This window comes from Pantoea sp. At-9b, from assembly GCF_000175935.2.
GTDB lineage: Bacteria > Pseudomonadota > Gammaproteobacteria > Enterobacterales > Enterobacteriaceae > Pantoea.
The window spans coordinates 2021519-2035969 of record NC_014837.1 but is presented as its reverse complement, the minus strand read 5'-3'; the positions used below and the strand labels follow the sequence as shown (position 1 = coordinate 2035969).

The window sequence follows — 14451 nt, the reverse complement described above, 5'->3', positions numbered from 1 at the left end:
AATCAGTTCCCTCCGCTGGTGTTCGCGCTGGCATCAGTCGGCGTAGTGGTGCCTGTTTCAACCGCTTTCACGGTCTGCCCCGGCTGTACTTTACCGGTTCCTTCAACAATCAGTTTATCGCCGCTTTGCAGACCGCTGTCGATCAGCCATTTGTTGCCAATCACCCGATCGGTCACTACCGCACGGCTTTCCACTTTGTTGTCTTTATCCACCACCAGCGCAGTCGCATTGCCTTTCGCATCGCGGGTAATGCCTTGCTGCGGTGCCAACAGCCCATCATTTTTCACACCGTTGCTGACCGTGGCGCGCACATACATGCCTGGCAACAATTGGTGATCCGGGTTGGGGAAAATAGCCCGCAAGGTGACGGTACCGGTTGATTCATCCACTGACACTTCCGTCAGTTCCAGCTTACCGGTGCGATCGTAGGTTGAACCGTCTTCCAGTTGCACCGTTACCGGCACTTCGTCAGGGTTTTGGTGCAGCGAGGCCTGCTGACGTTTAAGTTTCAGCAATTGCACGCTGGACTGCGTCAGATCGACATAGATCGGGTCCAGCGCACGAATGGTCGCCAGCGCAGTGGTCTGCTCTGACGTCACCAGCGCGCCTGGCGTCACGGATGAAATACCAATGCGGCCACTGATGGGCGCTTTAATTTGCGTGTAATTCAGGTTGATGCGGGCGCTCTCAACCGCCGCTTTATACTGCGTCACTGACGCCAGGTTTTGCTGGTAAGTGGCTTCCGCATCGTCAGCATCCTGACGGGAAACGCCGTTTTCTTTCACCAGCGCCGCATAGCGTTCGGCTTTCAGTTTGCTGCTTTTAACCACGGCGACGGCATTTTTTAGCTGTCCGACCGCTTCGTCATAACTGGCCTGATAACTGGCAGGATCGATCTGATAAAGAACCTGACCGGCTTTAACCTCATCACCCTCGGTAAACAGACGCTTCTGGATAATGCCGCCGACCTGAGGACGCACATCCGATGTCATGGTGCCGGTAACACGTCCTGTCAGTTGACTGGTTATGGTAACCGGCTGCGTTTGGAGCGTTGTTACGCCAACTTCCGTGACCATTGCCCCGGGGTTGTTCTCTGCACTCTGGTCACAGGCGACAATCAAAAATGCCAGACCTGCAATAACATACCGCTGAAAAACCATCATGGTAATCCTATAGTGAACGTTCATTCTCAGCGCAGGAGTTTAACAAACAACCAGCAAAACGTATGTAAGCAAAACGAAAAGAGAGAATTTAATGACCTTGTATTGCGTGCCAGATTGTCAGCGGTGAGGGTTGTTGAATAAGCAACATGCTCTACATTGATATAAATAATCGTGCATTCACCACCCGTCACTCAATTATTTATGGCCCTGATTGGGTTAATAATTTGCTGTCGACGGGGGCCACTTTTTTTTCGTTAAGATTACCGATGGGAGATAAACCATGCTGGTCATCGCCATTATCCAACACACGCCAATCTGGGTGTGGATTCTGTTTATCTATCTTCTTTCACGCGGTATCAAAGCGCTTAAAACGCGTGAAGTGCCGGTCAGTAAACTCTTCCTGATCCCGGTGTTATTCCTGCTGTGGGCGATTCATGGGGTGTTTATGGAAACCCACTGGCCGCTGGCCGCGCTGGGTGCCATGCTGGTCGGATTATTACTGGGCGGCCTGCTGGGGGCGCTGTTGGGACGCCGTAATATGCCCACCACGCCAAGTCATCAGCCAGGGATGATAATTCGCCCCGGCTCCGTGCTACCGCTTATTTTTATGCTGGTCGCCTTTATTGCCAAATACGTGCTTTCGGTGTCGATTGTTTTACAACCAGAGCTGATGGATTCACTCACCTTTAATCTGACGCATGGCTTAATTAGCGGTTTAACGGCGGGCGTGTTCTGGGGAAATATGCTGATTGTGTTTATTCCGTGGTATCGGTCACGCATAAAGCCGGCTTAACAGGTTCCGTAGCGGCGCGATTTATCGCGCATTCTGACAGCAACGTCAAAATCAAATACGCGCGATAAATCGCACCGCTACAGGGGGCATTTTTTACACGAAACGCTGCAACGCTAGCAACGGACTGGTGAGCGGGCGTTGTCCCTCCGGGAAGTCCTGCGCCGCCACGGCCATCGATACCTGCGCCAGCGCCACATGGTCAGCGCCCTGCTGACGCGCCTGCTCAACGGCGTCTTTGATCAGACGGCGATAGCCCTGCTGATCGCCTGCTTTGAAGATCGCCCACGCATCAGGAATCAGACGCACTTCCGGTGGCCGTCCGGCTAACGTCGCCGGGCAAAACAGCGCCGTGGTGGCCGCCAGCGTGGATTCTGCGGCGCACAGTACCCGTGATTTACCGCCACGGCGATGCACTTCATCAGCCAGCATGCGATCGGTGCGATACACCACACAACCATTGGCCTCATTGTGAAAACTATCCGCGACCGGTCCCAGCGTAGAACAGGTAATCAGAATCGCATCGAACCAGGGGGTCAGGCTGTGCAGCAGCGCCGTAAGCTGCGCCTGCTGTTCGCGGGTCATGCCGCCGCTCAATTCAGCTTCAGCCAACAGATGCGGCATCACCAGATGGCTTAAGGCGGTTGGCGCGATACCCAGGCTGGCCGCCGCCTGATCAAAGATGGCAATATTACTGGCCGCGGTGTGTAAACAAGCGATAGTCACAGGAAATCCTTTTGTCATGATCAACGAGGTAGCTCACTATCCTGCTTAGCTGCATTGCATTAGTCACGAAATTTCATCAGAATTATTTCACATTGCCATCAGTAGCTTATCCGCAAGCCGTGTAAAGCATGGACCTGAACCTTGTCGCCTTTATCATCGCCATCTTACCGGTTGCCTTGTCACCGGGAGCCAGTTTCACCCTGGCAATCAACAATACCCTGACGGCAGGCAGCCGGGGTCTGGCTGCGATCATTATCGGCACTGCGCTGGGTATTTATACCCACGCGCTGCTGATTGGCTCCGGTATCAGCGCCCTGCTGCTGCATTCCCCCACCGTTTTTACCTTGCTGAGTTTCGCCGGTACGGTTTACCTGTTCTGGCTTGGGGTGCAGTTGATCAAGCGGGGGCGCAATGTCGCCTCGCCCTATGTTTCCCCTCACCCTCGTCGCACCAGCGTGAAAGAGGCGTGGCTGGCGAATGTACTGAATCCCAAAGCGGTGATGCTCTACCTGACCGTGGTGTCGCAGTTTGCCGGAAAACAGGGGGCGCTCGCCCATTTTTTGCTACTGGCAACGGTCCATATCCTGATCATGAGCCTGTGGCTGATCGTGGTGTGCTACGCGCTGCTGACCTCGGCAAAACTGATCAACATTCAGAAAATAGGTTTCTTTATTAACGTTATCGGCGGTGCGGTGTTGGTGATTTTCGCCATGCACAGCTTCGCCCAATTGCTGCTAAAACTGATGGGACTGTCATGGTAACACCCGCACTTTCTCTGGCCGATCTCGGCCCGCGCATCTGCATTCTTGGCCCGTCGAACAGCGGTAAATCCACGCTGGCCCACGCCATTGCGCATAAAACCGCGCTACCGTTAGTCCATCTCGATCAACTTTATCATCTGCCCAATACCCACTGGCAGGCGCGTGGTGAAGCCGAATTTCTGCAACTGCATCAGGCGGCAATCGCTGAACACCGTTGGGTGATGGACGGAAACTATGTACGTTGTCTGCCCGACAGGCTGGCGCGGGCCACCGGTTTGATTCTGCTCGAAATCAGTACCACCCGCAGTGTGTTACGCTATTTTCGTCGGACATTACTGGATGCACAGCGGGTTGGCGGTGTCGTTGCCGCAGGCCAACAGGAGCGTATCAGCTGGGAGATGCTGCGTTACCTGTTGTTATACACGCGCAGTAAGCAACCGCGTAATCGTGAGATGTTCGCTTCGTGGCAGCAGCCAAAACTGTTGCTCTCTTCCGCAGCGGAATTGCAGGCCTGTTATCAGGCGTGGGGATTAACACGTTAACCCCTGACCGTAGCGGCGCGATTTATCGCGCATTCAAAATCAAAGACGCGCGATAAATCGCGCCGCTACGGATGAAAATGCCCGGTCCGTGTTGCGACAAGGCATCTTTTTCAGCTTACTTCAGGCGGAATGCCACCACGCTGTCACCTTGTTTGGTGCCAAGTGAACCGTGACCACCGGCAGCAATCACCACATACTGCTTACCATCTTTACCCATAAAAGTGGCTGGCGTGGCTTGTGCGCCTGCACTCAGTTCGGTCTGCCACAGCAGTTCGCCAGTGGTGCTGTCGTAGGCACGGAAGAAGTTATCTGCCGTCGCGCCATGGAACACCAGGTCACCTGCCGTCACCAGCGGTCCACCGTGCGCCACCATCCCCATCGGGAAACCAATCGGGAAGCGCCCCGGCAGGAAACTGGTGTTGAGGTTTTTGGTGGTGCCGACACGACGCAACCATTCGGTTTTGCCGCTCTTCAGATCCACGCCCACCATACGGCCCCAAGGGGGTGCGATGCACGGAATCCCGAGGTCGGAGGCCAACTGTTGGATATGGATGGCATAATCACCGTGGAAGTTTTCATTCCAGTATGGCTGACCATCTTTGGTGAACATACGTTCCGTGGCCGTCTGCGGGGTACGCTTAATCAAGGTGTATTTGTAAGCGAGGCGCACCGGTGCCGCAATCAGCAACTGACGTTGTGGGTCAACCGCCACCGACCCCCAGTTGAACACCCCGATATTGCCCGGGAAGATCAATGAGCCTTGTTCGGTGGCCGGCGTCCACGGGTTGCCATCGTAACGCAGAGTGCGGAAGTCGATACGGCATGACATCTGGTCAAACGGTGTGATGCCCCACATCGATTTTTCCGTCAGCGGCTGCGGAATAAAGTTCAGGCTGGAGACCGGCTGTGTAGCCGCAAACTTCTCGCCCTCTACGCCACCGGTCGTCGATACCGGCACCTGATTCACCGGATAAACCGGTTGTCCGGTAAGGCGATTCAACACGAACAGGTTGCCGGTTTTGGTCGGCAGGATGACCACCGGTTGACGATTACCCTGATAATCGATATCCACCAGCGACGGCTGTGACGGATTATCACGGTCCCACAGATCGTGGTTCGAACTCTGATAACGCCATTTGAAAGCACCGGTGTTCAGGTCCAGCGCCACCAGCGCATCACGGAATTTCTCGGTATTGCTGTTCGCATCACGCTCGATACCGACTTCATCCGGTGAGGCGTTGCCAAACGGCACATACACCAGACCGTTTTTCAGGTCGGCGCTCAGGGTGCCCCAGGCAACCGGCGTATCCTGCGGATAGGTTTGACCCGCCGCAATTGGCGCGGTGTTTTCCGGGTTAGCCGGGTCGAAGTTCCACACCAGGCGGCCCGTCTGCACATCATAGGCACGGATCACCCCTGACGGGTTGCCGCTGTTGAAGCCGTTATCCATCACGGAACCGCCGACGATCACCAGATTGCCAGCCACCAGCGGCGCAGCGGTTTGCATCAACGCATGTGGGCGCACTTCGCCCATGTTGCTGTGCAGATCCACGACACCCTTGTTGCCAAAATCAGCGCAGGGTTTGCCGGTATCCGCGTCCAGCGCCACCAGTTGAGCATCGGTGGTGGCGTTAAAGATCCGCTTACGGCACAGGGCCGGATTAGCCGCCGCGTTGTCCGTGGCGGCTGGCGTCTGCTGGTAATAGCTCACGCCACGGCAGGTCTGGTGCTGCTGCAAATACGACCGATCTTTCGCCGGGGTATATTTCCACTTCACCGCACCAGTTTCCGGGTCAAGTGCATGGACTTCATTATGCGGGGTACAGAAATAAAGCATGCCGTTGGCTTTCAGCGGCGTGGCTTCGAAGGTGTATTCGCTGGCATCATCACCCTGACGCAGGTCGCCGGTGTGATAGGTCCAGGCCACTTCAAGATCGTTGACGTTCTGTCTGGTGATCTGATTCAACGCTGAAAAACGCAGACCGTCGGTCGAGCCGCCGTAAGCGGTCCAGTCGTTCTGCGCGCCCTGCTGGTTACCCGGTACACGTTCATTGCTGATGGTGCCTGCCTGCGGCAGTGGATCGTAGAAGCACAAGCCAATCACTACCAGAATCATCACGATCACCGTACCACCCAGCAGCGGATGAAAACGACGTTGTGACTGATACAGCGGCTTCACCACCCACGGCATCGCCAGCCACAGGCCGATGACGCCAAACAGGTCACCACGGGGAATCCATTGCCACTTATCAAAGCCCACTTCCCAGATAATCCACACCAACGTAATCCACATCAGGACGGCATACAGCGTCAATGCACTACGTTGTTGTCTGAACAGTAAAATCGCGGTGATCAGTAACCCAACCGCCATCAGTGCATAGAATGCACTTCCTCCCAGCATCAGCAACTTACCGCCCATATAGAGCAGCGCGATGCCCAGTATCGCCAGGACGATACTGGTAAGTTTGTTAACCATGCTTATCCCTCAAGCTTTGCAAAATTAGCTAAATTCTCTTAAAAGAAACCTACAGATGTTCAACATAATTTTAACTAACGTTAAGGAAATGCTAAACAGCATGTCCAAACGTATCGTAAGAAACGCTTATCAATTTAGCGCAGCTAATTTCAACCTGCCGTAGCGCGCATCAATCTGTGATTGAAATCACGTTTCATTATTGATGGGGATAATTAATCATTAGTAAGGATAAATAGCATCTTTTGTTCATTCAGCGATTAACAATCATCCCGATAAACCTGCGCAATAAATCGCGCCGCTATGCAATCTGCATCATTTTGCATCAAATGAATTAATTTAACCGGTCAGTTTTCGTGCATTGCGATTATTCCCATCCAGGCTTCCTTGCTCCATTGCTATGACGGCAATTTTATTCACTTTTTAATTAACCTCGCACCTGACGGTTATTTATTAATGATAAGAGACTGCGCAGGATGGGTATTTTGAGAGTTTCCTCAGCCTCTCTCTCTGACAACGTTGTGATATAAGTCACGCGACTGTTCTGGAGCAGGTCTGCTGATAACAAGAAGGTTAATGATGATCAGTGCCAATTCACTTTATCGCAAATTACGTTTCCCCTTTAAGTTCACACATGCTGCGTTGAAATATCCCCGTGCCAATGCCCGTGTCAAACAATATAAGGTACTGTCACCCGAGCAAACAATTGACCTGCTGTTAAACAATGATCACCTCTCCATCAGCCGCTACGGCGATGGTGAGCTGGAGATGACATTGTTTAAAAACATTGGTTTTCAGGCATTTGACGAACGGTTATCGATCCGCTTAAAAGAGATTTTGCGCCGGGGCGTCAATCATAACCCCAGCTGTTTATTGTGTCTGCCCGATGCTTTCCGCAGCACACGCAATATGCGCTTCGGCTCTGCCCTGTTCTGGTTCTTTCATAAGGCATTTTGCTTTCTGCGTTATGAGCCATTATTAAGTAGAAAATATTTATACGGCAACACCTCAGTCACCCGCCCTTATCATGACTATAAAGACAAAACGTTGTCTGGGGTGATTTTTGCCAAGTTCCAGCAATTATTTAAAGACAAAAAGATTTTAATTGTGGAAGGCAGTGGCACGCGTTTAGGTATGGGCAATGATTTATTAGCGGGCACACGCGAAATAAAGCGCATTACCACCCTGAACCGTAATGCCTTTTCGGTCTACAACGATTTATACAGTGCGGTACTGGCCCATGGCCGCCATTTTGACATGGTACTGATTTCGCTTGGCCCCACGGCAACGGTGTTGGCGTATGATCTCAGCCAGCAGGGAATTCGTTGCATAGACAGTGGACACATTGATATTGAATACGAATGGATGCGCAGCGCCGCACGCGACAAGGTGCAGGTGGCCGGGAAGAACGTCAATGAAGTCGGCGTGTTGTTAAGTGACGAGCTGGTCGACACCGATGAACACTATCGCAGCCAGATTCTGCAACATGTCGGATTGGCAGCGGAAGCGGTGCCAACGCCCTCTCCCCTGCGCCAGCCGATGATGTAAAACAGCAGGCAGCCGTGAGCGCTGTGCCAGCTATCGCCGTGGACAGCGTCTCTTTGATCTCAGGCAATCTCAAAAAATGGCTTTTTTGAGATTGCCTGAGATCATCCAAAAGAAACGTTATCGCGTCACGACGTTAGCCGTTCACCTAACTGGTGACGCTGGCAAAACGCAGCAATGTCGCCGGACTGAAAATCGCCGAGATGCGCCATCAGTTTCTCCAGCGGCCAGTGCCACCAGGCAATTGCCTGCAACTGCGCGGCAATCGCCGGGGTAAAACGCATACGGATAGGCTTGGCCGGAACACCACCGACGATGGTGTAAGGCGCGACATCTTTGCTCACCACCGCGCCCGCCGCCAGTACCGCACCATCACCTACCGTTACGCCTGGCAGCACGATCACACCATGACCAATCCACACATCGTGGCCGATGATCACCCGGTCGGCACGTCGCTCGGCAAAAAATGCACTGTCACGCTGCGCGTGGCTGTCATAGTACTCAGGACAATAGGTAAAGCGATGTTGTGAAGCACGATCCATCGGATGATTTGGCGCACCGATGCGCACCTGATTGGCGATCGCCGTAAAGCGACCGATTTGGCTATCAGCGATGCAGCAGTGTTCACCTACATAGGAAAAGTCGCCCAGTTCGCTATATTCGAGATAACTGTGGGCGAGGATTTCACACTGTTGACCAATGTGGGTTTCGCGCATACGCACGCTGGGATCAATGACGGTTTGTTGCAGTTTGGCCGGTTGCACAGCAGCGAGTGCCATAACGAAAACTCCATAGTGGTCAGAGGTCTGGATAACTGCGCTGCGCGAGGGCAGCAACGAGACATTAACCTAACCGGACAAGATGACAGCCAGATGGCAAATGTGCCATCTGGCGTCGCGTTTATGGCCGTGCTGCCGTGCCATCCGGTAAACGTGCATTGGTCCACTCCGGCAGACCACCGGAAACCGGATACTTCGCCGCCAGCGCCTCGTCGATATCCACTCCCAGCCCCGGACGATCGCTCAGGTAGGCGTAGCCACGATCAATTTCCGGGCATCCCGGGAACACCGCCTGGAGCGCGTCATTGACCGGGGTATATTCCTGAATCCCGAGATTGGTAATACTCATATCGATATGCAGATTCGCCGCCACGCCAACCGGCGAAATATCGCCCGGACCATGCCACGCGGTCCGCACGCCGTACAACTCCGCCAGTGTGGCGAGTTTCTTCGCCGGAGTGATGCCACCAATGGTGCTGACATGGCAGCGGATGTAATCGATCAATTGCTGCTGGATTAGCGGCTTCCATTCGTTGATCTGGGTAAAGAGTTCCCCCATCGCTATCGGGGTGCTGCTCTGCGCACGCAGTTTACTTAACCAGTCGATATTCTCCGGTGCAACCGGGTCTTCGAGGAAAAACAGCTGATACGGCTCAAGGGATTTAGCCAGCTGAATCGCCGCGATCGGCGTGATGCGCTCGTGTACGTCGTGGATAAATTCCACACCGAAACCCAGCTTGTTACGCAGGTGATCGAACAATCGCGGCACCGCACGCGCATAGGCATCCGGGTCAAAATAAACCCCGTGGGTCTGGCTACGCGGCGACACTTTAGGCTGGATATTTCTCGCCCGTGACAGTTTTCCAGCGATCAGACGCAGATCATCGGTGCCAGCTCCCCCGTACATGCCTACCTGGCAACGGACATACTGATAGCCTTCTTCCATCCGTGCGCGAATATTATCCTCAACCTCCACTTCATCCGCGCCATCGCAGTGCCGGTACAGGGCAATACCATCGCGGCATTTACCGCCCAACAGTTGATATAGCGGCAGGTTGGCGAGTTTGCCTTTGATATCCCACAACGCCATGTCCATTCCCGACAGGGCATTGTTCATTACCGGGCCATTGCGCCAGTAGCCGCTGACCGCAGCAGACTGCCACAGGTCTTCGATCCGTGCCGGATCTTTGCCGATTAAAAAGGGTTTGATGTAGTTTTCAATCGCGGCCGCCACGGCATAAATACGTTGCGTAAAGGTGGCACAGCCCAAGCCGTACAGTCCTGGCTCGCTGGTTTCGATCTTGACCACGACCAGATCAATCCCCCCTGGGGCGGTAAGGATGGTTTTGACGTCGGTAATTTTCAGCTCACTCATGAAATCCTCACTTATCCTGTATGATGTCCTACATGTTATGCGGTAAAAAAAGCCCGTGACGGGCTTTATAGATTAAGAATTGTGACGCACGTCTTCGATGGCATGCACGTTGTGGGTCATGGCACTGTTCAATGTCTCGGTGGCCAGCGTCGCATCCCGGTTTTTCAACGCCATAAATACCTTGATATGCGCTTCCACACTCTCCAGGGTAATACCCAACACCCGGTTCAACTCCTCAAGGTAATGCACATAGATCCCCTTCAGAGACTCCATGACGTGAATAAACACCTTGTTATGGGAGGCTTTGACGATCGCCAGGTGAAAATCATAATCCGCCAGCGAATACTTTTTATAGTCATCGCGGCTGACCAGCATGCGATTCAACGCCTTTTCCAGCGCCTGCACATCGTCATCTGTCGCATTCTGCACCGCCAGCTCCATGCAACGGAATTCCACCGTCTGGCGAAATACCCGCATATCATCGAACTCTGCCTGTGACAGATGCAGGATCGGCGCATTATCACTGAAGGCGTCGTAGCGTGCGAGGTCGCGGGTCACATAGGTCCCCTTCCCCTGATGCGTGACCACCACGCCCAAATCACGCAGCTTCTGTACCGCACTGCGTACACTGACGCGGCTCACCTGAAAGGTCGCGGTTAGCTCTGCTTCAGAAGGCAACTTGCAACCTGACTCCCAGACGCCGTTCTGAATGTTTTGCTTCATTTGTTCGTAGATAACGTCGACGACATTATGCTTTTGGATACTTTCCAGACTCACCGGCTGCTCTCACTTGTCCTACATGTATGAGGTTTTAACGTTTCAGGGTACGACTGACAAGGGAAAAATGTTCTCCTGATGCAATGCTCACCACCCAAAACCACCATTAAATCATTATATTTCATTACTTTAACAAAAGTTTCATTGATTTTCGTCAAGACATTCTCTGCGCAAAACTGTGAGCTGATCGGCAATTACTGACCCTGGTAATTGCTGTCGTTACTGGCTTCACGTACAACGTCCCCATGCAACTTGTTAGTCATGTTACATCAAGGGATAAATTTCTATGCAAAGCTTATTTAACCTCAGCGGCAAAACCGCGTTGATTACCGGCTCTACCCGTGGCCTTGGCCTGGCTTATGCGCAGGGTCTGGCACAGGCTGGCGCTCGCGTGATCCTAAACGGCACCCGTGAAGAACCTATGCAACAGGCGCTGGCAAACCTCAGGGAACAGGGCTGTGATGCGCGCGGATTCCTGTTCAATGTGGCGGATGAGGCCGAAATCGAAGCGGTTTTCGCCCGGTTAGATGCCGAGCAGATCGCGGTGGATATCGTGATCAATAACGCCGGGATTCAGTTCCGCAAACCCATGCTGGAACTGGCGCTGGCCGACTGGCAACGCGTACTGGATGTCAATCTGACCAGCGCCTTTCTGGTGGCACGGGCGGCGGCGCGACGCATGGTGGCACGTAACAGCGGCGGCAAGATTATCAATATCGGATCGCTAACCAGTGAAGCCGCCCGCGCGACTGTCGCGCCCTACACCGCTGCCAAAGGCGGAATCAAGCTGCTGACCAAATCGATGGCGGCCGAATGGGCACCGTTCAATATCCAGAGCAACGGCATCGGGCCGGGCTACATCCTGACCGATATGAACGCCGCCCTGGTCGATAACGCAGCATTCAATCAATGGGTGTGCAACAGCAACCCTTCCGGCCGCTGGGGTAAACCTGAAGAACTGATTGGCACTGCAGTTTATCTGGCTTCTGACGCCTCAAATTACGTCAACGGTCAGATGATCTACGTCGATGGCGGCTGGCTGGCGACCCTGTAACGCCTGCATCACTACACCAATAAAAAAACCTTCACGCTAAAGGCTGAATATGAAACCGACTCGTACCCGACTTTCTGTTCTGGCGATGCTGTTCGTTGTAACGGCAATTAATTATATGGACCGGGCCAACCTGTCCGTTGCTGGCTCTCATATCCAGGGAGAGTTCTTCCTCTCAGCCACCCAACTGGGGCTGCTGTTCTCGATGTTCACCTGGTTCTATGCCATGAGCCAAATCCCGGTGGGCTATCTGCTCGACCGTATTGGTTCGCGCTGGTTGTATGGCAGCGCCATTGTATTGTGGAGTGTTTTCACCCTGTTGATGGGCCTGGCATCGCATCACTTTTTCACCACCGCCACCGCTTCATTTATGATGTTGCTGGTGTGCCGTGCGTTGATCGGTGTGGCGGAAGCGCCCTCTTTCCCCTCCAACACCAAGATCATCGCCACCTGGTTCCCCGACCATGAACGCGCCCGCGCCACCGCCACCTACTCCAGCGCGCAATATATCGGTCTGGCCCTGCTCACCCCGGCGCTGTCGTTTATTGTCAGCCAGTGGGGATGGGAGATGTCGTTTTACATCTCAGGATTGATTGGCATTGTGTTCGGCATCTACTGGTTGATCGCCTATCGCGACCCGCAGCACAGCTCCCGCGTCAACAGCGCGGAACTGGCAGTGATTCGCCAGGGCGGTGGCTACGGTGCCAATAATCCGTTGAATCACAACTCCGGCGTTAACTGGTCGTCGGTGCGTTATATCCTGCGGCAACGTATTACCTGGGGGCTGTTTATTGCGCAGTTCGCCGCGTCCTCAACGCTCTACTTTTTCCTGACGTGGTTTATCGTTTATCTGGAGAAAGGGTTGCACCTGTCAATTGATAAAGCCGGGATGGGAGCCATGTTCCCCTATCTGATGGCGATGGCGGGTGTGCTGTGCGGCGGCACGTTAAGCGATATGTTGCTGAAACGCGGCCACACCCGCACCTTCGCACGCAAGCTGCCGGTGATGGCGGGTATGCTGCTGACTTGTTCCATTGCACTGGTGAATTTTTTCCAGGACAGTCCGGTGATTGCCATCGCCATCTTGTCCATCGCTTTCTTTGCCAATGCCTTTTCCAACCTCGGCTGGGTGGTGTGCAGTGACGTGATCCCGCGTCATTTGATCGGCACCATTGGCGGCTTCCTGAATATTTTCGGCAATCTGTCCGGCATCGTCAGCCCGATCATTATTGGCGTGATTTTGCAGCGCACACAGAATTTCCAGTACGCGATGTGGTACATCGCTGCCGTGGCCCTGTGCGGGTTCCTGGCTTATCTGTTGCTGGTCGGGAAAATCGAGGTGCTGATGCCCCCCGGTGAAAAAACCACGGAAAACGCGAACCCTCGTTTTGATACTCCATCCGATTTACAGAGAGAAGCATGATGCAACAGAAAACAGTCAAAGCCGTTGTTGTCAGCGCCGCGCATGATGTGCGCTGTGAATCCCGCGACATTACATGGCATGATCATCAGGTGCTGGTGCGCGTTGAACGAGGCGGCATCTGCGGTTCCGATATTCATTACTACCAGCATGGCCGGGCCGGGATGTCGGTTTTGCAACAGCCAATGGTGCTGGGGCATGAGTTCGTCGGTATTGTCGATCAGGCTCCGGCGGATAGCGGTTTGCAGTCAGGCCAACGCGTGGCGATCAATCCCTCGCAGCCCTGCCAGCAGTGCGCGTTTTGTCTTGAAGGCAAACAGAATCTCTGCCGTTCCATGCGTTTTATGGGCAGCGCCCAATTCTATCCGCACGTTAACGGTGGGTTTGCCGACTATGTTGCCGTCAACCCGGTACAGTGCGTCCCCTATCACGCCAGCGCCGATGCCAAAATCATCGCCTTCGCTGAACCGCTGGCGGTGTGCATCCATGCGGTGCGTCAGGCGGGAGATTTGACCGGTAAACGCGTGCTGGTCACCGGAGCGGGGCCGATTGGGTGTCTGGTGATTGCCGCCGCGCTGGCCTCGGGAGCGACCGAGGTGATGGCGACCGATATCAGCGCACGTTGTCGCGATCTGGCACAGCAAATGGGGGCCAGTCTGACAACAGACCCACGCGACAGTGATATCACTCAAGGCTGGATGGAAAATGGCGGTGCGTTTGATGTCTGTTTTGAAGCCTCAGGAGCATCCGCAGCCGTGGCTTCCGCCGTCAGCTTTACCCGCCCCGGCGGCATTATCGTGCAACTGGGGATGGGGGCATCTGACGTGAACTACCCGATCGGCCCGCTGCTGGTGAAAGAAGTGCAGCTACGCGGTTCTTTCCGCTTTACCGGGGAATTCACCACTGCGGTGCGCTGGCTGGAATCCGGCAAGATCAATCCTTTGCCGCTGCTTTCCGCTGAGATAGCGATGACCGAAGCGGTCAGTGCGCTGGAACTGGCCGCCGATAAAGAACGCGCAGCCAAAGTGCAACTGGTGTTCTGAAGCCTG

Annotated in this window: 13 protein-coding genes; 7 read left to right on the top strand and 6 right to left on the bottom strand. The window is 54.0% G+C overall.

Annotated elements, in window-relative coordinates; translation table 11 throughout:
- Positions 1-2 precede the first annotated feature (2 nt).
- Positions 3-1163 (bottom strand): efflux RND transporter periplasmic adaptor subunit, encoded by a 1161-nt coding sequence (locus PAT9B_RS09335; protein WP_013509010.1) that lies wholly within the window; start codon positions 1161-1163, stop codon positions 3-5.
- A 280-nt stretch (positions 1164-1443) separates the two neighbouring features.
- Between PAT9B_RS09335 and PAT9B_RS09330 the strand changes: the two genes are divergently transcribed.
- A complete protein-coding gene (locus PAT9B_RS09330; protein WP_013509009.1) occupies positions 1444-1956 on the top strand; it encodes a DUF6622 family protein in 513 nt (170 codons plus the stop codon).
- Between the two features lie 93 nt (positions 1957-2049).
- Here the strand turns inward: PAT9B_RS09330 and PAT9B_RS09325 are convergent, their stop codons facing one another.
- Positions 2050-2679 carry an aspartate/glutamate racemase family protein gene (locus PAT9B_RS09325; protein WP_013509008.1) on the bottom strand — a complete coding sequence of 210 codons (630 nt, stop codon included), beginning with the start codon at positions 2677-2679 and terminating at the stop codon, positions 2050-2052.
- Positions 2680-2807: 128 nt separating this feature from the next.
- Here PAT9B_RS09325 and PAT9B_RS09320 point away from each other — a divergent pair, with 128 nt between their 5' ends.
- Together PAT9B_RS09320 and PAT9B_RS09315 are read left to right on the top strand one after the other, a co-directional pair.
- Positions 2808-3440 (top strand): LysE family translocator, encoded by a 633-nt coding sequence (locus tag PAT9B_RS09320; protein WP_013509007.1) that lies wholly within the window; start codon positions 2808-2810, stop codon positions 3438-3440.
- Positions 3434-3982: an ATPase AAA gene (locus PAT9B_RS09315; RefSeq protein WP_013509006.1), complete on the top strand. Its 549-nt coding sequence runs from the start codon at positions 3434-3436 to the stop codon at positions 3980-3982. The genes PAT9B_RS09320 and PAT9B_RS09315 overlap by 7 nt, the downstream gene beginning before the upstream one ends.
- 115 nt (positions 3983-4097) lie before the next feature.
- Here PAT9B_RS09315 and PAT9B_RS09310 read toward each other — a convergent pair whose 3' ends face one another.
- Entirely contained in the window at positions 4098-6458 is a 2361-nt protein-coding gene (locus PAT9B_RS09310) for a membrane-bound PQQ-dependent dehydrogenase, glucose/quinate/shikimate family (protein WP_013509005.1), read from the bottom strand.
- A 576-nt stretch (positions 6459-7034) separates the two neighbouring features.
- Here PAT9B_RS09310 and PAT9B_RS09305 point away from each other — a divergent pair.
- On the top strand, positions 7035-8003 hold the full coding sequence (locus tag PAT9B_RS09305) for a GT-D fold domain-containing glycosyltransferase (protein ID WP_013509004.1): 969 nt from the start codon (positions 7035-7037) through the stop codon (positions 8001-8003).
- A gap of 125 nt (positions 8004-8128) precedes the next feature.
- On the opposite strand, the gene PAT9B_RS09300 is transcribed toward PAT9B_RS09305, so the two are convergent.
- The 3 genes from PAT9B_RS09300 to PAT9B_RS09290 form a co-directional block, all read right to left on the bottom strand.
- Complete coding sequence (locus PAT9B_RS09300) at positions 8129-8779, bottom strand: DapH/DapD/GlmU-related protein (protein ID WP_013509003.1); 651 nt, start codon at positions 8777-8779, stop codon at positions 8129-8131.
- A gap of 121 nt (positions 8780-8900) precedes the next feature.
- On the bottom strand, positions 8901-10154 hold the full coding sequence (locus PAT9B_RS09295; RefSeq protein WP_013509002.1) for an enolase C-terminal domain-like protein: 1254 nt from the start codon (positions 10152-10154) through the stop codon (positions 8901-8903).
- Positions 10155-10226: 72 nt separating this feature from the next.
- Positions 10227-10931: a FadR/GntR family transcriptional regulator gene (locus PAT9B_RS09290; protein ID WP_013509001.1), complete on the bottom strand. Its 705-nt coding sequence runs from the start codon at positions 10929-10931 to the stop codon at positions 10227-10229.
- Between the two features lie 286 nt (positions 10932-11217).
- On the opposite strand from PAT9B_RS09290, the gene PAT9B_RS09285 reads away from it, so the two are divergent.
- From PAT9B_RS09285 to idnD, 3 genes are read left to right on the top strand one after another with little or no spacing between them, the layout of a single operon-like run.
- Entirely contained in the window at positions 11218-11985 is a 768-nt protein-coding gene (locus PAT9B_RS09285) for an SDR family oxidoreductase (RefSeq protein WP_013509000.1), read from the top strand.
- A 49-nt stretch (positions 11986-12034) separates the two neighbouring features.
- Entirely contained in the window at positions 12035-13405 is a 1371-nt protein-coding gene (locus PAT9B_RS09280; protein WP_013508999.1) for an MFS transporter, read from the top strand.
- Positions 13405-14445, top strand: a complete 1041-nt coding sequence (gene idnD, locus PAT9B_RS09275; protein ID WP_013508998.1) for an L-idonate 5-dehydrogenase — start codon at positions 13405-13407, stop codon at positions 14443-14445. The genes PAT9B_RS09280 and idnD overlap by 1 nt, the downstream gene beginning before the upstream one ends.
- The last annotated feature ends 6 nt before the right edge of the window (positions 14446-14451 follow it).